Annotated in this window: 1 protein-coding gene; it reads left to right on the forward strand. The window is 64.7% G+C overall.

Going from position 1 to position 795, the window contains the following annotated elements:
• Positions 1–795 (forward strand): glycosyltransferase (locus A5692_RS02685; RefSeq protein ID WP_068051733.1); only part of this gene is annotated, 795 nt, incomplete at both ends.

A 795-nucleotide genomic window follows, 5' to 3' on the forward strand; every position in this document is an offset into this window, starting at 1 on the left:
ATGCGTTCCACCATGACGGCCGTGGAGTGGCTGTTTTGGCGTTCAACCAAAAAGGTCGACAACGCGCAGCGCCGCGACCTGGGCCTGCCGAAGGCGACACGTCGCTCGCAACGACGGATCGCCGAACGAGGCTCGTTGGAAATCCAGGGCTACGACCAAGTTTGCTTCCCCGGGCTGGCGGCCGAGTGGGCCAAGTGGGGCGACCGGCGCCCTTTCGTTGGGGCCCTGACAATGGAGCTGCCGACCGACGCAGATGACGAGGTCGCGTCTTGGATCGCGCAGGGGAAACCACCTATCTGCTTCGGATCTGGCAGCATAGCGCTCGAATCTCCTTCCGCCACAGTCGAGATGATCAGCTCGGCCTGCGCGACCTTGGGTGAGCGGGCGCTGCTGTGTTTCGGCGGAACCGACTTCAGCGGGGTGCCACATCCCGACCACGTCAAGCTCGTGGGCGTGGTGAATTACACGAAGATCTTCCCCGCCTGTCGGGCGGTGGTTCACCACGGCGGCTCGGGCACCACGGCCGCGGGTCTGCGCGCCGGAATACCGACCTTGATTCTGTGGACCGCGGGCGACCAGCCGTTCTGGGGATCACACATCAAACAATTGAAGGTCGGCACGTCGCGCCGTTTTTCGGCAAGCACCCGCGAAACGCTGGTCAAAGACCTGCGCAAGATCCTCGCCCCGGAGTACACGGCGCGCGCGCGAGAGATCTCCAGCCGGATGAGCAAACCTTCCGAGAGCGTCGGACGCGCCGTCGACCTGCTGGAGAAGTTCGCCCGCTCGGGACGTTGC

Origin of the sequence: Mycobacterium sp. E342, assembly GCF_001667665.1 — a bacterium.
Lineage (GTDB): Bacteria > Actinomycetota > Actinomycetes > Mycobacteriales > Mycobacteriaceae > Mycobacterium.